The sequence below is a fragment of the Streptomyces canarius genome, from assembly GCF_014650735.1.
In the GTDB taxonomy this organism is placed as follows: domain Bacteria; phylum Actinomycetota; class Actinomycetes; order Streptomycetales; family Streptomycetaceae; genus Streptomyces; species Streptomyces olivaceoviridis.
In genome coordinates this window covers 67,381-89,284 of record NZ_BMVN01000021.1, presented here as the reverse complement: position 1 = coordinate 89,284, position 21,904 = coordinate 67,381, and the positions used below count along the sequence as shown (strand labels likewise).

The following is a 21,904-nucleotide window of genomic DNA, read 5'->3' as shown; positions in this document are numbered from 1 at the left end:
GCCCCGCCGTCACCTGTTCGGGGGCGGCCCCTCGATCGGGCGGCCGAGCACACCGGGGCGCTTCTGCCACGGGCGGGGGCCGGCCGGCGGCCGGTAGGCGACGCCGAGGGCGTCAAGTCGCCGGTAGTGGGCGGCCATCCGGCGTTCGAAGCCGGCGTAGTCCCGGTCCGCGGGGGCCGGCAGCGGGCTCCAGGCGACCTCGGCGAAGGCGGCGAGCCGGGGGAAGGTCTGGTAGTCCACGCGCGCGGCGTCCTCCAGCACCTCGGTCCACACGTTGGCCTGGGTGCCCAGCACGTGCCGGGCCTCCTCGTCGGTGAGCCCGTCCGGCACGGGCTCGAACCGGTAGACGTCCTCCAGGGTGCGCACGAAGCCGATCGGCACGGGCTCGTCCTCGCCCGGGGCCTGACGGTGGTCCAGGTACACGTACTGCTCGGGGCACATGACCACGTCGTGGCCGGCCCGCGCGGCGGCCACGCCGCCCCCGTAGCCGCGCCAGGAGGAGACGGCGGCGCCGGGCGCCAGGCCGCCCTCCAGGATCTCGTCCCAGCCGATGAGGCGGCGCCCGCGCGCGGCGAGCCAGGCGTCGAAGTGCCCGATGAACCAGGACTGCAACTCGTCCTCGTCGGCGAGGCCGAGGTCCGCGATCCGCGTCTTGGCGGTGACGGACTCGGTCCACTGCTCCTTGCGGCACTCGTCGCCGCCGATGTGGACGAACTCCGAGAACGCGGCGGCGTCCGCGGGGAACAGCTCCAGGACCTCCTCGAACACCCCCTCGTAGAACCGCAGGGTGGCGTCGGTGGGGGCCAGGACGTTGGACGAGATGCCCCAGTTGTCCCCGACGGAGAGGGCGGTGGTGTCGATGACGTCGGTGTTGCCGAGTTCGGGGTACGCGGCGATGGCGGCCTGCGAGTGGCCCGGTACGTCGATCTCGGGGACGACGGCGATGTGCCGCTCGGCGGCGTAGGCGACGATCTCGCGGATGTCGTCCTGGGTGTAGAAGCCGCCGTGGGGTTTCTCCTCCCACAGCGGTGAGGCCCGGTGGCCGAATTTCGACCGCGTGCGCCACGAGGCGATCTCGGTCAGCCGCGGATAGCGCTTGATCTCGATGCGCCAGCCCTGGTCGTCCGTCAGGTGCAGGTGCAGGACGTTGAGTTTGTGCGCGGCCATCAGGTCCAGGTAGCGCAGCACGCCGCCCTTGGGCATGAAGTGCCGGGCGACGTCGAGGAGCAGCCCGCGCCAGCGGAACCGGGGGGCGTCCTCGATGACCTGGTGCGGGACGCCGAGGACGGTGTCCGGGCGTACGGGGGCGCGCCGGAAGGCGTCGGGGCCGAGGAGCTGGCGCAGGGTCTGGGCGCCCCAGAACACGCCGGCGGGGCCGCCGCCGCGGATCTCCACGCCCCGGCCGGCGGCGGCACTGAGCCGGTACGCCTCCGGTTCCAGCGTGTCGTCCAGCAGCAGCCGCACGCCGTCGCGGGCGTCCCGCGGTCCGGGGCGCAGCGGCAGGCCGAGCGCCGCGCCGAGGGTGGCGCGCAGCCAGCGTTCGGTGCGCTCGGTGCCCGGGGCGGCCCACAGCGTGGTGCCGGGGCCGAAGGCTGCGGCCGGCTCCTGCCGGCCCTCGATCGCGCGCGGCGCCGGAATCAGTTCCATGACATCGCCCCTCCCGCGTTGCGTCCGACGCAACGCTCCTGCCGCCCTGCACCACGCGTGCCCCGTCGCCTCGAAGGCTAGGGACTGCGCGAGGACCCCACAAGAGGTCTGGACCAGTTGCCGGCCGGAAAACACGAAGATCCCCGGGACGCGCCGCACGCGCGCCCCGGGGATCTCACCGTCCGCGGGCGGACAGGGGCGCGACCTACTTGTCGCCGCCCTTGCCCTCGTCGCCGCCGCTGCCCATGGACTCGTAGATCTCCTTGCACATGGGGCAGACGGGGTACTTCTTCGGGTCGCGGCCCGGCACCCAGACCTTGCCGCACAGCGCCACGACGGGGGTGCCGTCGAGGGCGCTCGCCATGATCTTGTCCTTCTGGACGTAGTGGGCGAAGCGCTCGTGGTCGCCGTCGCCGTGGGACACCTGTGGCGTCGGCTCTACGAGGGTCCCCGTACCAGTCCCGCGCTCGGGCTCAAGAGTGCTCATATCAGCAAGGGTACTGAAGCTCGCAGGCATCAGTTGAGCGACGGGTCGTCCGGGTACGTGGCCACCATCGCGAGCTCGTTGCGCTGGCGGCGCAGCACCTCGCGCCAGAGTCTCTCCGGGGCCGGGGAGGACACGTCGCCCGGCTCGGACTCGACGACGTACCAGGCGCCCTCCACCAGCTCGTCCTCCAGCTGGCCCGGGCCCCAGCCGGCGTACCCGGCGAAGATCCTCAGGGAGCCGACGGCGGAGGCGAGCAGTTCCGGAGGGGCCTCCAGGTCGACCAGTCCGATCGCGCCGTGCACCCGCCGCCAGCCGAGCGGCGCGCCCTCCCCGTCCGCGCCGCCCGGGATCACGGCGACGCCGAGCGCCGAGTCCAGCGAGACGGGGCCGCCCTGGAAGACGACGCCGGGCTCACCGGCGAGGTCGGCCCAGTCCTCCAGGATGTCGCCGACGCCGACCGGGGTGGGCCGGTTGAGGACGACACCGAGGGAGCCCTCCTCGTCGTGGTCGAGAAGGAGCACCACCGCACGGTCGAAGTTCGGGTCCGCCAGGGCGGGGGTGGCCACGAGCAGCCGCCCTGTGAGCGAGGACACCTCGGTCATGCCAGACATGATCCCGCATCTTCCCCCGGAGTGGGGAGCCAATCGGGGGCACGGGAGTGAAGGCAGCTCAGGGCGTACGGGAGCGACCCAGGCGCACGTCTCCGCGCCGGTGACCCCATGTGCCCGGCAGGGAACGGTTCGTGTTGTGACACAGCTATGACGCGGCTGGGCGGTACGTGGACTTACGGGCGGGGGGTGATCGGCGATTACCCTGTCTTCCCGGCCCGTGCGCACAGTGATCGGCCGCCCCCCCTGACCAACTCATCGGAACGCGAGATTCATGACCGTCAACGACGATGTCCTGCTTGTCCACGGCGGAACCCCGCTGGAGGGCGAGATCCGTGTCCGCGGTGCGAAGAACCTCGTGCCGAAGGCCATGGTCGCCGCCCTGCTGGGCAGCGAACCGAGCCGACTGCGCAACGTTCCTGACATCCGTGACGTGCGGGTCGTCCGCGGCCTGCTCCAGCTGCACGGGGTGACGGTCCGTCCGGGCGAGGAGCCCGGCGAGCTGGTGCTCGACCCCACGCGGGTCGAGAGCGCCAACGTGGCTGACATCGATGCCCACGCGGGTTCCAGCCGCATCCCGATCCTCTTCTGCGGTCCGCTGCTGCACCGCCTCGGCCACGCCTTCATCCCGGGCCTCGGCGGCTGCGACATCGGCGGCCGGCCCATCGACTTCCACTTCGACGTGCTGCGGCAGTTCGGCGCGACCATCGAGAAGCGGGCCGACGGGCAGTACCTGGAGGCTCCGCAGCGGCTGCGCGGCACGAAGATCCGGCTGCCGTACCCGTCCGTGGGCGCGACGGAGCAGGTGCTGCTGACGGCCGTACTGGCCGAAGGCGTCACGGAGTTGTCCAACGCGGCCGTCGAGCCGGAGATCGAGGACCTCATCTGCGTGTTGCAGAAGATGGGCGCGATCATCGCGATGGACACCGACCGCACGATCCGCATCACGGGTGTGGAGAAGCTCGGCGGGTACGCCCACCGCGCCCTTCCGGACCGCCTGGAGGCCGCGTCCTGGGCCTCCGCGGCGCTCGCGACCAACGGCAACATCTACGTCCGCGGCGCCCAGCAGCGCTCGATGATGACGTTCCTGAACACCTACCGGAAGGTGGGCGGTGCCTTCGAGATCGACGACGAGGGCATCCGGTTCTGGCACCCGGGCGGCCAGTTGAAGTCCATCGCGCTGGAGACGGACGTGCACCCCGGTTTCCAGACCGACTGGCAGCAGCCGCTGGTGGTGGCCCTGACCCAGGCCACGGGCCTGTCCATCATCCACGAGACGGTCTACGAGTCCCGCCTCGGCTTCACCTCGGCGCTGAACCAGATGGGCGCCCACATCCAGCTCTACCGCGAGTGCCTGGGCGGCTCCGCCTGCCGCTTCGGCGCGCGCAACTTCCTGCACTCCGCGGTCGTCTCGGGCCCCACCAAGCTCCAGGGTGCCGACCTGGTCATCCCCGACCTGCGCGGCGGCTTCTCGTACCTCATCGCGGCCCTGGCGGCCGAGGGCACGTCCCGTGTCCACGGCATCGACCTGATCAACCGCGGCTACGAGAACTTCATGGAAAAGCTCATGGAACTGGGCGCGAAGGTCGAGCTGCCGGGCAAGGCCCTCGGCTAGGCATCACCGACGCCAAAAGGGCGGCCCCCCTCTTGCGGGGGCCGCCCTTTCGACGTCTTCGGCCGTTCGCGCCCGAAGGGGCGCGGGGAACTGCGCGGCCGGCCACGACCGGCCCGCAGTCACCCACGGCGCTCCATGCCACGGCGCTCCAGTGGGACGGCGCCTCGAAGCGGAGCTTTACTTGCCCTTGGCGGCTTCCTTGAGCTTGGAGCCCGCGGTGACCTTCACGCTGAAGCCGGCCGGGATGTTGATGGGCTCGCCGGTCTGCGGGTTGCGCGCGGTGCGAGCGGCACGGTGGGTGCGCTCGAAGGTCAGGAAGCCGGGGATGGTGACCTTCTCGTCGCCCTTGGCGACGATCTCGCCGACGGTCTCGGCGAACGCGGCCAGCACGGCGTCGGCGTCCTTGCGGGTCACCTCGGCGCGGTCGGCCAGCGCGGCCACCAGCTCACTGCGGTTCATGTTGTTACTCCCGTATTTTTCTTGCCGTTGGGGTGTGCCACGCGGCGAAGCCGCCCGAGGCACTGCGATGCCGATGCGCTCGCGCCCTTGGGGGTGCCCCCGGGGACGAAGGTCCCTGGGGGAGCATCCTGCCCCTACCTGCGGCGGGAAAGCCAATCCGGCACCCGTAGGAGTCGTGAGAACACCCTGGGGAGTCACACGAAAAGCGCCTGCTCGGCCGTCACCCTAGAGCGCGCCCGGCATCGCGGGGTTCCACGACGCGCCGGTGCGGGGGCCGCCGTGGTGATGCTCACAGCCCCCTGCACATTACGGCACGCCCTGATCAGACGGTCGCCCCGGCCGCCTTGGCGGCCTCGCGGACCGCCCCGGCCACGGCGCCCGCGACCTTGTCGTTGAAGACGCTGGGGATGATGTAGTTCGGGTTCAGCTCGTCCTCGGTCACCACGTCGGCGAGGGCCTTCGCGGCGGCGAGCATCATCTCGGTGTTGACCGTGCGGGACTGGGCGTCCAGCAGGCCGCGGAAGACGCCCGGGAAGACCAGCACGTTGTTGATCTGGTTCGGGAAGTCGGAGCGGCCGGTGGCCACGACGGCCGCGGTCTGCCGGGCGACCGCCGGGTCGACCTCGGGGTCCGGGTTCGCGAGCGCGAACACGATGGCACCCTCGGCCATGGCGGCCACGTCGGCGCCGTCCAGGACGTTCGGGGCGGAGACGCCGATGAAGACGTCGGCGCCGCGCACGGCCTCCTTCAGGGTGCCGGTGAGGCCCTCGGGGTTGGTGTTGTCGGCGATCCAGCGCAGCGGCGAGTCGGCCGGGGCGTTCACGAGGTCCTCGCGGTCGGCGTGCACGACCCCGTGGATGTCGGCGACGACGGCGTTCTTCACGCCGGCGGCGATCAGCAGCTTGAGGATGGCCGTGCCGGCCGCGCCGGCGCCGGACATGACGACCCGGATGTTCTGGATCGCCTTGTTCGTGACCCGCAGGGCGTTGGTCAGCGCGGCGAGCACGACGATGGCGGTGCCGTGCTGGTCGTCGTGGAAGACGGGGATGTCGAGGGCCTCGCGCAGCCGGGCCTCGATCTCGAAGCAGCGCGGCGCGGAGATGTCCTCCAGGTTGATGCCGGCGAAGCCGGGGGCGATCGCCTTGACGATCTCCACGATCGCGTCGGTGTCCTGGGTGTCCAGGCAGATCGGCCAGGCGTCGATGCCGGCGAAGCGCTTGAAGAGGGCGGCCTTGCCCTCCATGACGGGCAGCGCGGCCTTGGGGCCGATGTTGCCGAGGCCGAGCACGGCGGAGCCGTCCGTCACGACCGCAACGGAGTTGCGCTTGATGGTGAGACGGCGGGCGTCCTCGGGGTTCTCGGCGATGGCCATGCAGACCCGGGCCACACCGGGCGTGTAGACCATGGAGAGGTCGTCACGGTTGCGGATGGGGTGCTTCGACGCCATCTCGATCTTGCCGCCGAGGTGCATGAGGAACGTACGGTCCGAGACCTTGCCCAGGGTGACGCCCTCGATGCCGCGCAGCTTCTCGACGATCTCCTCGGCGTGGGCCGTGGAGGTGGCCGCGATGGTCACGTCGATGCGGAGCTTCTCGTGGCCGGACGCGGTGACGTCGAGGCCGGTCACCGAGCCTCCGGAGGACTCCACGGCGTTGGTGAGCTGCGAGACGGCGGTTCCGCTCGCGGGCACCTCCAGCCGGATCGTCATCGAGTAGGAGACGCTGGGCGCCGTTGCCATGGCCGACTTCCTCTGCTTTCACCGTGTCGCGGGTTGTGCCGTCCGATCGTCGCACCTACCGCTCAGTACGTGGTAGTCGCCCTGGGTTACGGACGTTGTGTTCACGCGGGGTTTCCCGGCAGGCGCTGATTTCGGAAAACTACTTCCACCATACGAGAAACGATCAGTCGGGGGAAGAGGCGCGCGAGGCAAAGAAAGAGACCCACGTCACTGTGGTGACGTGGGTCTCCTACGTTCATGACACCGACCCGCCATGCTCGCCTCGCGGCAAGTGGTCCCTCTGAGGGACGAAGGTTGGGCCCGGGGGCTTGGATCGGGCCGGTGCCACACCAAGGCTAACAAACGGATCCGGTAAGGCCATTCCCGTGCGGGAGGTTCAGTCCCTCAGGAGGTCCGGGACCCCCGCCGCGTCCGGCTCGTCCCGCTCCCCCGACACCACCGTGAGCTGCTGGGTGGCCCGGGTCAGCGCCACGTACAGCACGCGCAGGCCGGCCGGCGACTCGTCGGCGATCTCCGCGGGCGAGACGACGACCGTCGCGTCGTACTCCAGGCCCTTGGCCTCCAGGCTGCCGAGGGCCACCACCCGGTCGCCGAGCCCGGCCAGCCAGCGCCGGGCCTCCTCGCGCCGGTTCATCGCGACGACCACGCCGACCGTGCCGTCCACCAGCCCGAGCAGCCGCTCGGCCTCCGCGCGCACGGTCTTCTCCAGCGCGTCCCGTACGACGGTGAAGCGCGGCTCCACGCCGGTGGAGCGCACCGCCGACGGCGCCTCGGAGCCGGGCATGGCGAGCGCCAGCACCCTGGCGGCCAGCTCGGCGATCTCGGCCGGGTTGCGGTAGTTCACGGTGAGCTGGAAGCGGCGCCGGGGCCGGGTGCCGAGGGCCTCGTCGCGGGCCTCGGCCGCCTCGTCCGGGTCGGACCAGGAGGACTGCGCCGGGTCGCCGACCACCGTCCAGGTGGCGTGCCGGCCGCGGCGGCCGACCATCCGCCACTGCATCGGCGTGAGGTCCTGCGCCTCGTCCACGATGACGTGGGCGTACTCGGTGCGCTCCTGCGCCAGCCGCTCGGCCCGCTCCCACTGCGACTCCTCCCGCACCGGCATCAGCTCCTCCAGGCCGGTGAGCTGGTCCAGCGGGTCCAGCTCCCGCTTCCTGCGCGGCCGGGCCGGGGCGCCGAGGATCGCCTGGAGCTCGTCGAGCATGGCGATGTCGTGCACGGAGTACCCGTCCCGCCTGAGCGAGCGGGCGACCTTGCGGACCTCGCCGGGGTTGAGGATCCGCCGGGCCCAGCGGCTGAGCCGCTTCTCGTCGGCCATGGCGGCGAGCACGGCCTTCGGGGTCAGCTCGGGCCACCAGGCGTCGAGGAACGTGATGAAGGAGTCCTCGCTGGTGATGTCCTCGTCGAAGGAGGAGCGCAGCTCGGCGGCCAGCTCGGGGTCGGTGTGCCGGGCGGCGGCGCCGGAGCGGTCCCACAGGGCGTCCAGGAGCAGCTTGCGGGCGCGCGGGCGGAGCAGGTTGACGGGCGCGGTGCCGCCGAGGGCGGTCCGGCGGACGCGTTCCAGCTCGTCGGCCTCCAGTTCCAGGCGGCGCCCGAAGGCGACGACGCGCAGGCGGCCGGGCGGACCGGCGACCGTGTCCTGCTCCGTGGCGTCCGCCGGAGCGGCCGGCCCCAGTTCAAGGGCGCCCCGGGCGGCCTTCCGCAGCACCTTCAGCATCCGGTACGAGCCCTTGGCGCGGGCCACGGCCGGGGAGTCGTACAGCGTGGCCTGCACGCCGTCGACCAGCGAGCCGATCGCGCGGATCGCGACCTGGCCCTCCTCGCCGAGCGAGGGGAGCACGCCCTCGGTGTAGGCGACGAGCAGCGGGGTCGGGGAGACGATGAGGATGCCGCCCGCGTAGCGTCTGCGGTCCTGGTAGAGCAGGTAGGCCGCGCGGTGCAGGGCGACGGCGGTCTTGCCGGTGCCCGGGCCGCCCTCCACGTAGGTGATGGAGGCCGCGGGGGCCCGGATGACCAGGTCCTGCTCGGCCTGGATGGACGAGACGATGTCCCGCATGGTGTGGCCGCGGGCCTGGCCGAGCGCGGCCATCAGGGCGCCGTCGCCGATGACGGGCAGCTCGCCGCCGTCGAGGAAGGCCGTCAGCTCGGGCCGCATCAGGTCGTCCTCCACGCCGAGGACCCGGCGTCCCTTGGAGCGGATGACCCGGCGCCGCACCACCCGTCCCGGCTCCACGGGCGTGGCCCGGTAGAAGGGGGCGGCGGCGGGGGCGCGCCAGTCGATGACCAGCGGGGAGTAGTCCTCGTCCAGGACGCCGATACGGCCGATGTGCAGCGTCTCGGCGATGTCGGCGGTGTTGTCCGGCCGCACGGCCCCCTCGGCCGGCTCGACCGCCGTGTAGGCCCCGTCGGGCCCCTTCTTGCCGTCCTTGCCGAGCAGCAGGTCGATCCGCCCGAAGAGGAAGTCCTCGAACTCGTTGTTGAGCCGGTTGAGGTGGATACCGGCCCGGAAGACCTGCGCGTCCCGTTCGGCGAGCGCGCCCGGGGTGCCCACCTGGCCGCGCTTGGCCGCGTCGTGCATCAGGAACTCGGCCTCGTGGATCTTCTCCTCCAGGCGCTGGTACACCCGGTCCAGGTGTTCCTGCTCGACGCTGATCTCCCGGTCACGGACGGAATCGGGTGCGTCCTGTACCGAGCCGACCGCGGACTGCTGAACCTGAGCGGCCACCGGGCCCCCTTCTGACGTGCTGGGCAGCCGTCAACCGTACGCGAAGGGGCCCGTCGAAGCTACGGGAGGTACTCCGGCGGCGTCCCGGGAGACGGCGCGGGCGGACCGGAGCCCGCGGGCAGCCGGCGCGGGGATTCCCCGCGACCACGACGACACGCCGGGCCCGGCTACGGCGCGGCACCCGCCCGCGCTCCGCCGGGAGCCCCCGGGCGGGGACCGGGGCTTCCGGCGGCCGGGCGCCCCCCTGGCTCGGCCCCGGCTGCCGCGGGCCTCACGCGTCCACCTGGACCAGCTTCTTGCCCTCGAACGTCACCACCTCGAAGTGATCGATCTCATTGGGCTGGAAGGCCGCGGCCCCGCCGATGTACAGCGGCTGCTTCGACTGCTCGGTCTTGGCGTCCGGGATGCCGTACCCCCAGTCGGGCACGGACCACGACGACATGGTCACCCGCTGCCCGTTCTTGGCGACGAGCACCAGGGAGCACTTCAGCGGACCCTTGACGTTCTTCAGCTCCAGGACCGCCTGGGTGCCCCAGTCCTTGCGCGCCATGGCGACGGTCGCGCTGACGTGGGTCGACGCGTCCGTGGCGGACTTCTTGTCGGACATGGTCCGGAAGGTCGCCTGGGCCGGCGTCGCGGTGACCTGCCCGCCCCCGTCCGAGCCGCCGTTCACCGCCACCGCAGCCAGCGGCCCGGCGATGATCAGCGCTGCAGCCGCGGCGATCATGTAGAAGCTGCGCCGGCGCTTCTGGGCGCGCTTCTCGGCGACCTCGTCGACCAGCTTCTCCACCAGCCGCGGGCTGGGTTTGGCGGACAGCGACTCGCCGATCGCGGGCGTGCTGCCGGAGCCCGGCAGGTCCGCGAGCGCGGCCAGCATCGGCTCCATCCCGGCCAGTTCGTCCAGTTGCTGGGCGCACCACTCGCAGCCGGCGAGATGAGCCTCGAAAGCGGTCGCCTCGGCGTCGTCGAGAATTCCGAGGGCGTAGGCGCCGACGGTCTCGTGCTCACTCGGCACCGAAGATCCCTGACTGGGGCTCATGGGCCCAGACATACCCGGACCACCCGGTCCGAATCCCTGCATTCCCCCGTACCCGCTGCTCATCACGCCGTCACCCCCCGCTCCTCCAGTGCCAGCTTCATCGACCGCAGGGCGTAGAACACCCGGGAACGGACCGTTCCGCTCGGTATGCCCAGTGTCTCGGCCGCCTCATTGACGGTACGCCCCTTGAAGTACGTCTCGACGAGCACCTCCCGGTGGGCCGGGGTCAGGTCGTCGAGCGCGTCCGACAGCGTCATCAGCCACAGCGCCTTGTCGATCTCGTCCTCCGCGGGGATGACCTCCAGCGGCGACGGATCGACCTCCTGCGGCCGGGCCTGCCGGCTGCGGTGGCCGTCGATGACGATGCGGCGCGCGACCGTCACCAGCCAGGGGCGTACCGAACCAGTCGCCCGATTGAGCTGACCGGCGTTCTTCCAGGCACGGATGAGCGTTTCCTGTACGACGTCCTCGGCGCGCTGCCGGTCACCGGCGACCAGCCGCAGGACATACGCGAGCAGGGGTCCGGCGTGCTCCCGGTACAGCGCACGCATCAGCTCCTCATCCGGCTCCGAGGGCTGTGAGGACATGCGATGTCGGGCCCTCGCTCCACGTTCATTGGCCACGGCCGCATCCTTGCGCACGCCCACCTCCGGTGTCCGGGGGTTCCCCCAGTCGGTCGCTCGCCCACCCGTACGGACGGGGGCGGCCCGGTGTTCAAACCCGAGGGACGGATTTCCTGGGGGTGGCGTGACGAGCGGGACATGCGCGCACATTCCCACCGCGCGATCTCCACATCTCCGACACGTGGGTGCGGTCGCCGGGAAATCCCCGTGTACGGGCCATCCGAACCCGGTGTTGCAGAAATCACTCCGGCCTCAGGCCCGCGCCAGCGCCGCCCGCCGCCGGTGCCGGGCGACCCGTTCCCGGTTGCCGCACACCCCGCTGGAGCACCAGCGCCGGCGCCGGCCGCGGGAGGTGTCCAGGTACACGAGGGGGCAGTCGTCCCCCTCGCACTCCCGTACGGCGGCCCGCGCGACGGGGTCGGTGAGCAACTCGACGGCGTCCCGCGCGACGAGGGCGAGCAGCGCGGCACAGCCGGGCGGCCCGGCCAACTCCCGCACCAGTCCGCCGCCTTCCACGGGTACGGCGACGGGCGCGGGGGGCGCCGAGAGGGCGAGCTCGTTGACCCGCCCGAGCGCCCGCCCGTACGACGACGTGTCCCCGGGACACGGCCCGCGCACCAACACCCCGACGCAGCCGCGCAGTTCGCGGAACCCGGCCGGCCAGGACGCGTCGGCGTGACCGAGCGCCGTCCCCTCGGGCACGAGCCCGGCGCCCCCGATCCACGCGCACAACGCGCCGACGCCGTCCAGCCGTTCGCCCGGATGCGTGGTGGCGAGGAGATCCAGGCACACCCGCCCGGCGTCGAACCGCGGCGCGGACGCGGAGGGGGCGCTACCGAGTGCCATGGGCCAGTCACCGCCTGGGCAGGAACCGTGCGGGGGTCTCCCCCACAGTGCCCGCGCAGAGGAGACACCGGAACCCCTCGCGTCACGCTCGCGGGGGATCCCGGGGAACCCCGGGGGCCGGCGTCCCGCCTCACCGGCTCGTCCCCGGCCGAGTGAGAGCAACGTTCCCTCGCGGTCACCCACAGCCACAGGCCGGAAACGCGTCCTCCCTACCTTCGGGCTGAGTCAGTGGTCGGCAGACCGAGCAGCCGGAGCACCGTGGAGGCGTGATGACAGGCCCAGCCCCAACCCGTCGCAGTGGCCGCTGGATCGAGCGCTGGGATCCGGAGGACGAGGCGTTCTGGCGGTCGACCGGGGAGCGGATCGCCCGCCGGAACCTCTGGTTCTCCGTCCTCTCCGAGCACATCGGCTTCTCCGTGTGGACCCTGTGGTCGGTCCTGGTCCTGTTCATGGGCCCGGAGTACGGCCTCACGCCCGCCGACAAGTTCCTGCTGACGTCGGTGGTCACGCTGGTCGGCGCGGTGGTCCGGGTGCCGTACACCTTCGCCGTGGCCGTCTTCGGCGGCCGTAACTGGACGATCGTCTCGGCGAGCCTGCTGCTGATCCCGACCGTCGCCGCGTTCGTGGTGATGGAGCCGGGGACGTCGTACTCCACCTTCCTCCTGGTGGGCCTGCTGGCCGGCATCGGCGGCGGCAACTTCGCCTCCTCCATGACCAACATCAACGCCTTCTTCCCGCTCAGGAAGAAGGGCTGGGCGCTCGGCCTCAACGCGGGCGGCGGCAACATCGGCGTCCCCGTCATCCAGCTGGTCGCCCTCGCCATCATCGGCGCGAGCGGCGGGCCGCGCGTGCTGCTCGGCATCTACATCCCGCTGATCGTCGTGGCCGCCGTACTCGCCGCGCTGTTCATGGACAACCTCTCCTCGGTGAAGAACGACACCGGCGCGGCCAAGGACGCCGCCCGGGACGCCCACACCTGGATCATGTCCGTGCTCTACATCGGCACCTTCGGCTCCTTCATCGGCTACAGCTTCGCCTTCGGCCAGGTGCTGACGAACGGGTTCGGCCGGACGCCGCTCCAGGCCGCGTACCTCACCTTCGTCGGCCCGCTGCTCGGCTCCCTCATCCGCCCCCTCGGCGGCTGGCTCGCCGACCGCTACGGCGGCGCCCGCATCACCCTGTGGAACTACGTCGGCATGGCCGCCGCGACCGCCGTGCTCGTCGTCGCCAGCATGCAGAAGTCGCTGCCGCTGTTCGTGTCCGTCTTCGTCGTCCTGTTCGTGCTCAGCGGGCTCGGCAACGGCTCGACGTTCAAGATGATCCCCGGCATCTTCCAGGCCAAGGCGCTGGCCAAGGGCCTGGAGGGCGAGGCGGCGGTGGCCCACGGCCGGCGGCTGTCCGGCGCGTCCATGGGCCTCATCGGCGCGGTCGGCGCCCTCGGCGGCGTCGGCATCAACCTGGCCTTCCGCCAGTCCTTCCTCTCCTACGGCTCCGGCACCGGCGCGTTCGTCGCCTTCCTCGCCTACTACGGTGTCTGCTTCGCGGTCACCTGGGCCGTATACCTTCGTCGTACGGCGGTGCGGGTCCCGGCCACGGCCCCCGCGTCGGAGGCGAAGGCCCAGCTCGGCTATGCCGAGGTGTGACGTAACACCGGTGACATCGAGCCGAACCGAGCCCGTCACGCATCGTTGACAGGCTCGATCGGCGTGCCGGTCAGCGAGGAGAGCCCATGGACGACGAAGAGCAGCACCCCGAGCACGGCCCCCTCGCCGGGTTCACGGTGGGCGTCACCGCCGCGCGCCGGGCCGAGGAACTGGGCGCCCTGCTCCAGCGGCGCGGCGCCACCGTTGTGCACGCCCCGGCCCTGCGGATCGTGCCGCTCGCGGACGACGGCGAACTGCTCGCCGCCACGAAGGAGCTCATCGACCAGGTGCCGGACGTCGTGGTCGCCACCACGGCGATCGGCTTCCGCGGCTGGGTCGAGGCCGCCGACGGCTGGGGCCTGGGCGAACAGCTGCTCAGCCGGCTGCGCGGGGTCCGCCTGCTGGCCCGCGGCCCCAAGGTGAAGGGCGCGATCCGCGCGGCGGGGCTCACCGAGGAATGGTCGCCCTCCTCGGAATCCCTGGCCGAGGTGCTCGACCGCCTCCTGGAGGAGGGCGTCGAGGGCGACCGCGTCGCCGTACAGCTCCACGGCGAGCCCCTGCCAGGCTTCGTGGAGTCGCTGCGGGCCGCCGGGGCGGAAGTGGTGCCCGTCCCGGTCTACCGCTGGATGCCCCCCGAGGACCTCAGCCCGCTCGACCGCCTCCTGGACGCGGCCGTCACCCGTGGCGTGGACGCCCTCACCTTCACCAGTGCCCCCGCCGCGGCCTCCCTCCTGTCCCGCGCGGAGGACCGCGGCCTGCTGGACGACCTGCTGGCCGCCCTGGTCCACGACGTCCTCCCGGCCTGTGTGGGACCGGTCACCGCGATCCCCCTCCAGGCCCGCGGGGTGGACACGGTCCAGCCGGAACGCTTCCGGCTCGGCCCGCTGGTCCAGCTCCTGTGCCAGGAACTCCCGGCCCGCGCCCGTTCCCTGCCCGTCGCCGGGCACCGGGTGGAGATCCGCGGCCACGCGGTCCTGGTCGACGGCGACCTCAAGCCGGTCCCCCCGGCGGGCATGTCCCTCCTGCGCGCCCTGGCCCGCCGGCCCGGCTGGGTCGTCCCCCGTGCCGACCTCCTGCGCGCGCTGCCGGGCGCGGGCCGTGACGAACACGCCGTCGAGACGGCGATGGCCCGCCTCCGCACGGCCCTCGGCACGCCGAAGCTGATCCAGACGGTGGTGAAGCGGGGCTACCGCCTGGCCCTGGACCCGGCGGCGGACGCGAAGTACGCGGACGCGTGAGGCGGCGCCGGGGCTCTGCTGACAGGTGGGTGGCCTGGTGGACGTACAGGCACTCGCGCCTCGGGACGATCAACTAGAGGAAGAACCCGCCGGGCACGTGCGAGACGTTCCCCTTCGGACCCGCCTCCTGGTACGAGGCACCGTCGAGGCAGAACGCGGCTGCCGCGCGGACCAGCCCGTCGGCCTGCTTCTCCACCTCGGCCACGAAGGCGGGCGGAGCGCCGCCGACGACGTACGCCTCGTCCGGGACGTACTCCCACCGCCACGTCCCGCGGACACCGCCTGCCGGGCCTCGGCCTCGGCCGTGCGGAGCTCCGCCATCGCCCTGCGGAACTCGGGGTCGTCCCGGCTGTCGGCGCTGTGCACGGCTCGACATGGGCGAACTCCCCCGCGTCACCGTGCAGACACTCCACTGGGGGCCCCTCCACCTGGGCGGACTTCCTTCCCCACGTCCGGGCGGGCCAAGCCTCTGGAACTCCTCAAGTTGTTTGAAGAGGGCGGCTCGCGGCGGTCACCCTGGTGCGTATGAAGGGATTCGCGGGGTTCGGCAAGAAACAGGATCTGGTGTTGGTCATCCGGGACTCCGACCTGGTCGCGGCGGCGCTGCGGGAGGCGTTGGACGGGGCCCCGGAGGAGGAGCGGGCGGGGCTGGAGCGGGCGGTCGCGCTCGTCGGGGCCACCGCCGGCGCCAGTGAGGGACGGCTGCGGGCCGACTGGGTCCGCGCCAGGCTGGCCGACGTCGGGTTCACCGGGGACCTCGCCTCCGTCGCCGCCGTCAAGGCGCTGCGTCAGGCCGAGCCCGGTCTGAGCCTGCTGGCGGCGGTGCAGTTGCAGAAGGACGCCGTGGCCCATCAGGAGTAGGACCTTCCGGTCAGCCGGCCGGGGTCGCCTCCGGGACCGGGGGGCGCTCGGTCAGCGGTGCCGCCACCCCGCCCGTGCGGCGGAGCTTCTGCCAGCGCAGTCGGCCGCCGGTGAGGGCGGTGATCCAGGACTGGAGCAGGACGACGTACATCAGCTGGCGGTAGAGCAGCTGTTGGAGGGGGAGGGAGAGGAGCGGGGTGAGGCGTTCGCGGTCCAGGTGGAAGGCGTACGCCGCGCACAGCGCCTGCACGGCCAGGACCGCGCACCAGGCCAGGATCGTCTTGCCCGTCGGGCCGAAGACCAGGCCGTAGACCAGGAAGAGGTCGATCAGGGGGGCCAGGAGCGGGGCCACGACCATGAAGAGCGAGACGAGGGGCAGGCCCACACGGCCGAAGCGGCCCGACGGGCCCCGGTCGAACAGCGCACGGCGGTGCTTCCAGATGGCCTGCATGGTGCCGTACGACCAGCGGTAGCGCTGGGACCACAGCTGCTGGACCGACTCGGGCGCCTCCGTCCAGGCGCGGGCCTTCTCGGCGTACACCACGCGCCAGCCGTCGCGGTGCAGGGCCATCGTGACGTCGGTGTCCTCGGCGAGCGTGTCGTCGCTCATGCCGCCGACCCGCTCCAACGCCGAGCGGCGGAACGCCCCGACCGCACCCGGGATCGTCGGCATGCAGCGCAGGATGTCGTACATGCGGCGGTCGAGGTTGAAGCCCATCACGTACTCGATGTGCTGCCACGCGCCGATGAGCCGGTTCTTGTTGCCGACCTTGGCGTTGCCGGCGACGGCGCCGACGCGCGGGTCGGCGAAGGGCTGGACGAGTTCGCGGACGGTCGCCGGTTCGAAGACGGTGTCGCCGTCCATCATCACGACCAGCTCGTGACGGGCGTTCGCCAGGCCCCGGTTGAGCGCGGCCGGCTTGCCCGCGTTGGCCTGGCGGATCACCCGTACGTCCGGCAGGTCCAGCGCCTCGACGATGTCGGCCGTGCCGTCCGCCGAGCCGTCGTCGATGACCAGCACTTCGATGGGGTGCTCGCTGCGCATGAGCGAACGGACCGTGTTCTCGATGCACTTGGCCTCGTTGTACGCCGGCACCAGCACCGACACCGGCTCGGTGACCGGCTCCTCGCCCCAGCGGAAACCGGCGCGCCGGGTGCGGCGGGCGTGCGCGCCGGACAGCAGCAGCATCAGGCCGAAGCGGGCGAAGACGAGGCAGCCGACGACGGCGAGACCGGCGACGAGGACCGTGGTGATGTCGTCGGACGCCTTCACCAGGAAGATCCAGGCCCTCCCCTTCCACAGGTCGAGGCCGGTGACCGGGGTGTCGGCGCTCGGGGCCCGCAGCGCTCCGGTGAGGGTCTGGAAGGTGTAGCCCTGCTGCTGGAGCCGGGGCAGGAGCCGGTCGAGCGCCTGGACGGTCTGGTGCCGGTCGCCGCCCGAGTCGTGCATGAGGACGACCGCGCCCCGGCCGCCGTGGGGCGTGGCGTTGCGGAGGATCCGCCCGACGCCCGGCTTGCGCCAGTCCTCGCTGTCGGTGTCGTCCACGACCGTGAGGTAGCCCCGGCTGCCGATGTACCGCGTCACCGGCCAGGACCGGTTGTCGAGGGCGTCGGCGGAGGAGGAGTACGGCGGCCGGAACAGCGAGCTGCGGATGCCGGCCGCCCCGGCGAGCGCCAGCTGGTTCTGCGACAGCTCCCAGTCGATGCGCTTCGTGGAGTGGTACGACAGGTCGGGGTGGCCGAAGGTGTGCAGGCCGACCTCGTGGCCCTCGGCGACCATGCGCCGGACCAACTCGGGGTGGCGGGAGGTCATGGTGCCGGTGACGAAGAAGACCGCGTGCGCGTGGTGCTTCTTCAGCACGTCGAGCACCTTCGGGGTCCAGGTCGGGTCGGGGCCGTCGTCGAAGGTGAGGACGATGTGGTGGTCGGGTATGCGCAGGCTGTCGCTGCGGCCGTCGCGCGTGTCGATGACCGGGCCGCCGTCCAGGATGCGCTGCGGAACCCTGTCGTGCGCCGCGGAGGGCCGGATGCGGTGGTCGGCGAGGATCTCGTTGTGCACGTAGCCGCGCAGCATGAGCATCGCCAGGGTCGCCACCAGGACCAGGAGGGGGAGCAGGTAGCGCAGTGGCAGCCGGGTACGGCGGCGGGGGTGTGAGGCCATCTGGGGGTGTTCCGCCTGGTCGTCAGAGGGAGAGCTTGGGGTGCGGGCGCCGGGTGTGACCGGGCGGGGTGTGGGTGCGGCCCGACGGGGTCGGCGTGGGTGCCGGAGCGGTGGCGGTGCCGGTGGCGGACGGTGCCGGGGACACGTCGGTGGCCGGGGCCGACGGGGTCGGCGAACCGGTGGTGCCGGCGTCGGCGGCGGGCGCGGAGGCGGTGCCGCCGTCCGGCTCGGTGGACGCGGAGGCGTCGGCGCCGGCGGGCGCTCCGCTGCCCGGTACGGCCGTGCCGCCCGCCTCGGCGCCGACCACGGGTGCGGTCACCGCGCCGGCTCCCGGCGGGGGCGGGGTCGGGGTCGGGGTCGTGGAGACGCTGGGCAGCGGCGAGGTGTGCACCTTGCCGGCCGGCTTGTCCTCGTGCTGGCCCGGCACCGGCAGCCAGGGGGCGGCGGAGTTGCCGGACAGCAGGGTGGCGACGATGACGGCGGCGTAACCGGCACACGCGACGGCCACGGCCACGCCGAGCCGGCGGAACCGGCGGCTACGACGGCCCGACTCGTCAACGAAGACCGGCCCGTCCGAGCCACGGGTGTCCCGTACGGCCGACTCCGCGCCCACAGCGCCGAGTTGTACGTCGCCCAGCTGGATGGTCTCGTCCTGCGGGGTGGGGGCGGGGGAAGGCGCCGGGGAAGCGGCGGCGCCGTCGGAGGTCTCGGAGGGCTCCTTCACGGCGGAGGGCTCGCCCTGGTCGGCTGGCTCGGCGGACTTGCCGGGTCCAGCGGCGACGGGCTCGGCAGACTCGGCGGGCCCGCCGGGTCCAGCGGCCACAGGCTCAACAGGCTCGACGGGCTCCACAGACGCGGCCTGGTCGGCTCGCTCGGCGGGCACACCCGGTCCAGCGGCCACAGACTCGGCGCGCACGCCGGGTCCGGCCGGGTCGGCGGTCGTACCGGCTTCGGCGGACTCCGCGAACTTGCCGGGCTCGACGGGCACCACAGGCTCCGCCTGGTCGGCTCGCTCGGCGGGCATGCCGGGTCCAGCAGCCACAGGCTCAACAGGCTCGACGGACATGCCGGCTTCGGCCGACTCCGCGGACTTGCCGGGCTCGACGGGCTCCACAGGCTCCGCCTGGTCGGCTCGCTCGGCGGGCACACCCGGTCCAACGGCCACAGACTCGGCGCGCACGCCGGGTCCGGCCGGGTCGGCGGTCGTACCGGCTTCGGCGGACTCCGCGAACTTGCCGGGCTCGACGGGCACCACAGGCTCCGCCTGGTCGGCTCGCTCGGCGGGCACACCGGGTCCAACGGCCACAGGCTCGACGGGCATGCCGGCTTCGGCCGACTCCGCGGACTTACCGGGCTCGACGGGTTCCGCGGGCCGCTCCGGTTCGGCGGACGCCTCGGATTCACCGGATGCCTCGGATTCGGCGCGCGCCACGGTCCCGGCGGGCTGCCCGGGTTCGGCGGAGTAGCCCGGCTCACCGAGCCCGGCGGACCCGGCCGACTCGGCAACCGTCTCAACTGCCTCCGAAGCCCCGCCGGCGTCACCACCGGCACCGGCACAGGCGTCGGCGACAGCCCCCGCGTCCGATTTCATCCGCTCGTCGCCCCCGCCCACCGGCTCACCGCGCCCCGTGGACGCCACCTCTCGCCCCTCAGGTTGGGCGTCTTCAGGACACTTCTTCACGCGCGTTCATCCCCCCACGGGACAGTTCCGGGCGCGCTCACGATCCGGGCACCCGTCGACCGGACCAGGCCCCCACCCGGCCCGAGCGCCCCCACTACCACCCTGTGCCCGGGCCAAGAATGTAACGCACGCGAAGGGGTGCTGCGCGCGCGGTCGGCACGGGCGCACGCCCGTCACCGCCCGTCACCCGCCGTTCATCACCTCTTCATCCATGGCCGGAATCCATCCGTCGACGGGCCGCCGCAGCCACCCCTCCACCGGTGCGATCTCGGCCACCGCCTTCCGCAGCGCGGTCAATCCGGGATGTACCAGCCCCTTCCGCCAGACCAGGGAGACGGGCGACAGCGGGACGGGGTCGACGAGGGGCCGTCGTACCGTCCCGGGCATGGGCGGGAAGTCCACGACGGCCAGCACCGGATTGCGGGTCTTCGCCATGATGCGGCCGAACTCCTCGTCACCGACGGCCAGGGGGAGCGGCGGGGCGAGCCGGATGGCGCGGTCCTGGAAGAGGCGCTGGGCCAGGTCGGTCCACTCCCGGGTGCCCGGGTTGCCGGCCCCGGCGTACACCGTCTCGCCGGCCAGCGCGGACAGCGGCACCCGCGCCGACGCGGCCAGCGGGTGGTCCTCGGGCAGCACGACGGCCATCGGCTCGTACCGCACCGGCCGCTGCTCCAGGCCGGAGCGGAGCGCCGGGTCCAGGCCGGCGAACCGGCCGAAGGAGACGTCCAGACGGCCGGCGAGCAACTCGGCGGCGGCTCCGGTGAGGCCGCTCTCGTAGCGGGCCATCAGCTCGCAGTCCGGGGCGAGTTCGCGGGCCCGGTGCAGTACGCGGCGGCCGGTGGCCAGGCCCGGTGAGTTGAGGTCGACCAGCAGCGGGCGGGCCTGGCCGGCGGAGAACGCGGCGAGCAGGTCGTCCTGGGCCGCGAGGACCCGGCGCGCGTGCGGCAGCAGGCGTTCGCCGTCCCGGGCCAACGTGACCTGCCGGGTGGTCCGTACGAACAGCTCGGCGCCCAGCTCCCGTTCCAGCCGCCGTACGTCCCGGCTGAGCGCCTGCTGGGCGACGTACAGCCGGGCCGCCGCCCGGGTGAAGTGCAGTTCCTCGGCGACGGCGACGAAGGCACGCAGCAGGCGGGGGTCGATGTGGGCGGCGGGGGCGGACATGGCGGCGAATTTACAACGAGAACGCGTGGATCGGGGCACGGAAGGTGTTGGACCTGCTGATCCACTCCGGGCGACTGTTGAGCCATGCCCCAAGAGACCACCCGAGACGCCCAGGACAGCCGAATAGACGGCAAGGGAGGTCAGGCCGGCGGGTACCGCCGCCTGTTCCGTCTCCCCGGCACCCGTGCCTTCACCACCGGCAACCTCCTCGCCCGCCTGCCGATGGGCATGTTCAGCGTGAGCGCGGTCGTGATGATCGCCGGTTCCCGTGGCTCGTACGCCCTCGCCGGTGCCGTCACCGCGACGGGGCTCGCGGCGACCGCGCTGGCCGGCCCCTGGCTCGCCCGGCTGGTCGACCGGCACGGGCAGGCCCGGGTCGCGCTGCCGGCCACGGTCGTGTCCGTGCTGGGCAGCCTCGCGTTGCTGCTGTGCGTCCACTACGACGCCCCGGACTGGACCCTGTTCGCCGCCTACGCCGGCACCGCGGCCACCCCCAACACCGGCGGCCTGTCCCGCGCCCGCTGGGCCCATCTGCTGCGGGACGAGCCCGGGGCGCTGCACACCGCGAACGCGTTCGAGCAGGCCGCGGACGAGCTGTGCTTCATGCTCGGGCCGGTGCTCGCGTCCTTCCTGACCGGCACGTTCTTCCCGGAGGCGGGCACGCTCACCGGGGCGCTCCTGCTGCTCGCCGGCATGCTGCTGTTCCTCGCCCAGCGGGCGACCGAGCCGCCGCCGACGCCCCGTTCACAGGGGCCCTCGCCGCTGCGCAGCCCGGGTGTCCCGTCCCTGCTGGCCTGCTTCACCGCGACCGGCGCCGTGTTCGGCTCCATGGAGGTCGTCACGATCGCCTACGCCGACGCGCAGGGGCACCGCGCGGCTGCCGGTGCCGTGCTCGCGCTCCAGGCGGCGGGCTCGTGCGCGGCGGGGCTGGTGTACGGGGCACGGAAGCCGTCGGGGGTGCGCTTCTCCTGGTGTCTGGCGGCCATGGCCGGGCTCATGACGCTGCCCTGGCTCGCGGCCACCACCCGGTCCCTGCCGGCGCTGGCGGGTGCGCTGCTGGTGGCGGGGATGGCGACGGCGCCGACCATGGTGACGGCGATGACGCTGGTGCAGCGGCGCACCCCGGGTGACCGGCTCAATGAGGGGATGAGTCTGATGGTGACGGGGTTGCTCACCGGTATCGCGTGCGGTTCGGCGACGGGCGGCTGGGCGGCGGAACACCTCGCCCCCACCACCGCGTACGCCGTACCGCTGGCCGCCGCCGCCCTCGCCCTCGCCCTCGGCGTGGCCACGCTCACCCGCGCCGACAGAGCCGCCCCATGACGAAGGCCCCGCCGCTCGGAAGCGACGGGGCCTTTGCCCACATGGGGTCGGC

General features: G+C 72.7%; 18 protein-coding genes. 5 read left to right on the top strand and 13 right to left on the bottom strand.

Going from position 1 to position 21,904, the window contains the following annotated elements; genetic code table 11:
* Nucleotides 1-9: 9 nt before the first annotated feature.
* The 3 genes from IE294_RS27005 to IE294_RS26995 form a co-directional block, all read right to left on the bottom strand.
* Nucleotides 10-1,647 (bottom strand): beta-N-acetylhexosaminidase, encoded by a 1,638-nt coding sequence (locus IE294_RS27005; protein ID WP_189890343.1) that lies wholly within the window; start codon nucleotides 1,645-1,647, stop codon nucleotides 10-12.
* A gap of 205 nt (nucleotides 1,648-1,852) precedes the next feature.
* On the bottom strand, nucleotides 1,853-2,134 hold the full coding sequence (locus IE294_RS27000; protein WP_030651613.1) for a DUF3039 domain-containing protein: 282 nt from the start codon (nucleotides 2,132-2,134) through the stop codon (nucleotides 1,853-1,855).
* A 29-nt stretch (nucleotides 2,135-2,163) separates the two neighbouring features.
* Nucleotides 2,164-2,736, bottom strand: coding sequence for a YqgE/AlgH family protein (locus tag IE294_RS26995; RefSeq protein WP_189890341.1), 573 nt, complete (start codon nucleotides 2,734-2,736; stop codon nucleotides 2,164-2,166).
* Nucleotides 2,737-3,016: 280 nt separating this feature from the next.
* Here IE294_RS26995 and murA point away from each other — a divergent pair, with 280 nt between their 5' ends.
* Nucleotides 3,017-4,357 (top strand): UDP-N-acetylglucosamine 1-carboxyvinyltransferase, encoded by a 1,341-nt coding sequence (gene murA, locus IE294_RS26990; RefSeq protein ID WP_189890339.1) that lies wholly within the window; start codon nucleotides 3,017-3,019, stop codon nucleotides 4,355-4,357.
* A 177-nt stretch (nucleotides 4,358-4,534) separates the two neighbouring features.
* Here the strand turns inward: murA and IE294_RS26985 are convergent, their stop codons facing one another.
* The 6 genes from IE294_RS26985 to IE294_RS26960 form a co-directional block, all read right to left on the bottom strand.
* On the bottom strand, nucleotides 4,535-4,816 hold the full coding sequence (locus IE294_RS26985) for an HU family DNA-binding protein (RefSeq protein WP_014673024.1): 282 nt from the start codon (nucleotides 4,814-4,816) through the stop codon (nucleotides 4,535-4,537).
* Between the two features lie 322 nt (nucleotides 4,817-5,138).
* On the bottom strand, nucleotides 5,139-6,554 hold the full coding sequence (locus IE294_RS26980) for an NAD-dependent malic enzyme (protein ID WP_189890338.1): 1,416 nt from the start codon (nucleotides 6,552-6,554) through the stop codon (nucleotides 5,139-5,141).
* A gap of 376 nt (nucleotides 6,555-6,930) precedes the next feature.
* A complete protein-coding gene (locus tag IE294_RS26975; protein WP_189890336.1) occupies nucleotides 6,931-9,276 on the bottom strand; it encodes a HelD family protein in 2,346 nt (781 codons plus the stop codon).
* A gap of 271 nt (nucleotides 9,277-9,547) precedes the next feature.
* A complete protein-coding gene (locus IE294_RS26970; RefSeq protein ID WP_306433469.1) occupies nucleotides 9,548-10,327 on the bottom strand; it encodes an anti-sigma factor family protein in 780 nt (259 codons plus the stop codon).
* Nucleotides 10,328-10,377: 50 nt separating this feature from the next.
* Nucleotides 10,378-10,962: a sigma-70 family RNA polymerase sigma factor gene (locus IE294_RS26965; protein WP_009188888.1), complete on the bottom strand. Its 585-nt coding sequence runs from the start codon at nucleotides 10,960-10,962 to the stop codon at nucleotides 10,378-10,380.
* A gap of 228 nt (nucleotides 10,963-11,190) precedes the next feature.
* Entirely contained in the window at nucleotides 11,191-11,784 is a 594-nt protein-coding gene (locus IE294_RS26960; protein WP_189890330.1) for a CGNR zinc finger domain-containing protein, read from the bottom strand.
* A 269-nt stretch (nucleotides 11,785-12,053) separates the two neighbouring features.
* Between IE294_RS26960 and IE294_RS26955 the strand changes: the two genes are divergently transcribed.
* Nucleotides 12,054-13,427 (top strand): nitrate/nitrite transporter, encoded by a 1,374-nt coding sequence (locus IE294_RS26955; protein WP_189890328.1) that lies wholly within the window; start codon nucleotides 12,054-12,056, stop codon nucleotides 13,425-13,427.
* Nucleotides 13,428-13,513: 86 nt separating this feature from the next.
* Nucleotides 13,514-14,665: a uroporphyrinogen-III synthase gene (locus IE294_RS26950; protein WP_189890326.1), complete on the top strand. Its 1,152-nt coding sequence runs from the start codon at nucleotides 13,514-13,516 to the stop codon at nucleotides 14,663-14,665.
* 73 nt (nucleotides 14,666-14,738) lie between these two features.
* Here the strand turns inward: IE294_RS26950 and IE294_RS26945 are convergent, their stop codons facing one another.
* Nucleotides 14,739-15,041, bottom strand: a complete 303-nt coding sequence (locus tag IE294_RS26945; protein ID WP_189890324.1) for a hypothetical protein — start codon at nucleotides 15,039-15,041, stop codon at nucleotides 14,739-14,741.
* A 149-nt stretch (nucleotides 15,042-15,190) separates the two neighbouring features.
* On the opposite strand from IE294_RS26945, the gene IE294_RS26940 reads away from it, so the two are divergent.
* Nucleotides 15,191-15,526, top strand: coding sequence for a hypothetical protein (locus IE294_RS26940; protein ID WP_189813630.1), 336 nt, complete (start codon nucleotides 15,191-15,193; stop codon nucleotides 15,524-15,526).
* A 10-nt stretch (nucleotides 15,527-15,536) separates the two neighbouring features.
* Here IE294_RS26940 and IE294_RS26935 read toward each other — a convergent pair whose 3' ends face one another.
* The 3 genes from IE294_RS26935 to IE294_RS26925 form a co-directional block, all read right to left on the bottom strand.
* On the bottom strand, nucleotides 15,537-17,687 hold the full coding sequence (locus IE294_RS26935) for a bifunctional polysaccharide deacetylase/glycosyltransferase family 2 protein (protein WP_189890322.1): 2,151 nt from the start codon (nucleotides 17,685-17,687) through the stop codon (nucleotides 15,537-15,539).
* A gap of 22 nt (nucleotides 17,688-17,709) precedes the next feature.
* On the bottom strand, nucleotides 17,710-19,326 hold the full coding sequence (locus tag IE294_RS47840) for a hypothetical protein (protein ID WP_229917358.1): 1,617 nt from the start codon (nucleotides 19,324-19,326) through the stop codon (nucleotides 17,710-17,712).
* 225 nt (nucleotides 19,327-19,551) lie between these two features.
* Nucleotides 19,552-20,529 (bottom strand): LysR family transcriptional regulator, encoded by a 978-nt coding sequence (locus IE294_RS26925; protein ID WP_189890320.1) that lies wholly within the window; start codon nucleotides 20,527-20,529, stop codon nucleotides 19,552-19,554.
* Between the two features lie 84 nt (nucleotides 20,530-20,613).
* Between IE294_RS26925 and IE294_RS26920 the strand changes: the two genes are divergently transcribed.
* Nucleotides 20,614-21,852 carry an MFS transporter gene (locus IE294_RS26920; protein WP_229917357.1) on the top strand — a complete coding sequence of 413 codons (1,239 nt, stop codon included), beginning with the start codon at nucleotides 20,614-20,616 and terminating at the stop codon, nucleotides 21,850-21,852.
* Nucleotides 21,853-21,904: the final 52 nt, after the last annotated feature.

Coding starts and splice junctions, on each gene's coding strand:
- IE294_RS27005 (WP_189890343.1), bottom strand. CDS start 1,647: ATGGAACTGATTCCGGCGCCGCGCGCGATCGAGGGCCGGCAGGAGCCG.
- IE294_RS27000 (WP_030651613.1), bottom strand. CDS start 2,134: ATGAGCACTCTTGAGCCCGAGCGCGGGACTGGTACGGGGACCCTCGTA.
- IE294_RS26995 (WP_189890341.1), bottom strand. CDS start 2,736: ATGACCGAGGTGTCCTCGCTCACAGGGCGGCTGCTCGTGGCCACCCCC.
- murA (WP_189890339.1), top strand. CDS start 3,017: ATGACCGTCAACGACGATGTCCTGCTTGTCCACGGCGGAACCCCGCTG.
- IE294_RS26985 (WP_014673024.1), bottom strand. CDS start 4,816: ATGAACCGCAGTGAGCTGGTGGCCGCGCTGGCCGACCGCGCCGAGGTG.
- IE294_RS26980 (WP_189890338.1), bottom strand. CDS start 6,554: ATGGCAACGGCGCCCAGCGTCTCCTACTCGATGACGATCCGGCTGGAG.
- IE294_RS26970 (WP_306433469.1), bottom strand. CDS start 10,327: ATGTCTGGGCCCATGAGCCCCAGTCAGGGATCTTCGGTGCCGAGTGAG.
- IE294_RS26960 (WP_189890330.1), bottom strand. CDS start 11,784: ATGGCACTCGGTAGCGCCCCCTCCGCGTCCGCGCCGCGGTTCGACGCC.
- IE294_RS26955 (WP_189890328.1), top strand. CDS start 12,054: ATGACAGGCCCAGCCCCAACCCGTCGCAGTGGCCGCTGGATCGAGCGC.
- IE294_RS26950 (WP_189890326.1), top strand. CDS start 13,514: ATGGACGACGAAGAGCAGCACCCCGAGCACGGCCCCCTCGCCGGGTTC.
- IE294_RS26945 (WP_189890324.1), bottom strand. CDS start 15,041: ATGTCGAGCCGTGCACAGCGCCGACAGCCGGGACGACCCCGAGTTCCG.
- IE294_RS26940 (WP_189813630.1), top strand. CDS start 15,191: ATGAAGGGATTCGCGGGGTTCGGCAAGAAACAGGATCTGGTGTTGGTC.
- IE294_RS26935 (WP_189890322.1), bottom strand. CDS start 17,687: ATGGCCTCACACCCCCGCCGCCGTACCCGGCTGCCACTGCGCTACCTG.
- IE294_RS26925 (WP_189890320.1), bottom strand. CDS start 20,529: ATGTCCGCCCCCGCCGCCCACATCGACCCCCGCCTGCTGCGTGCCTTC.
- IE294_RS26920 (WP_229917357.1), top strand. CDS start 20,614: ATGCCCCAAGAGACCACCCGAGACGCCCAGGACAGCCGAATAGACGGC.